This is a genomic window from Leeia speluncae (assembly GCF_020564625.1).
GTDB lineage: Bacteria > Pseudomonadota > Gammaproteobacteria > Burkholderiales > Leeiaceae > Leeia > Leeia speluncae.
Map to the genome: position 1 here is coordinate 1 of NZ_JAJBZT010000030.1, position 714 is coordinate 714.

The 714-nt window shown below is 48.0% G+C and carries 1 protein-coding gene; it reads left to right on the top strand.

Features of this window, described 5'->3' with window-relative positions; genetic code table 11:
• A partial coding sequence (gene iolE, locus LIN78_RS17955) for a myo-inosose-2 dehydratase (RefSeq protein WP_227182261.1) occupies positions 1–714 on the top strand: 714 nt, incomplete at both ends.

Genomic DNA, 714 nt, shown 5'->3' on the forward strand with positions numbered 1-714 from the left:
TTAGAAGAAGGTAAAGAGATTGGCTACCAAGGTTTTGAACTAGGTAACAAGTTTCCAAAAGAGAAAGAAGCACTAAAAGCCAAACTAGGTGAATACGGTTTTGAATGTGTATCTGGTTGGTATTCTTCTTTCTTGGCACACGGCACAGTAGAAGAAGAGATTGATCGTGTCTCTGCTCACCTAGACAAACTGCTATACAACGGTAGTAACGTCATGGTGTACGGCGAATGCGCAGGCACCATTCAAGGCGATCGTAGCAAAGCACTCTACATGCGTCCTAAATTCACTAGCGATGCACAGTGGCAAGCATATGCCGAGAAAGTGACCAAGTTTGGTGACTGGCTACTGGCCCGTGGTATGCGTCTAGCTTATCACCACCACATGGGTGCTTATGTAGAAACCCCAGAAGATGTGGACATGCTGATGAAGCTAACCGGTGAATCAGTTGGCCTACTATTCGACACTGGCCACATGACCTTTGCCGGTGGTGATGCACTGACCGAACTGAAAAAGCACATCAACCGTGTTTGCCACTTCCACTGTAAAGACGTACGTAGCGACATCATCAAGCTCGCACGTAACCGTAACTGGGCATTCCTGGATTCTGTCTTAAATGGTGCCTTTACCGTACCAGGCGACGGTGCGATTAACTTCGCCCCGATCCTACAAACCTTGGCCGAGAACGGCTACAAAGGCTGGTTGGTGGTAGAAGCT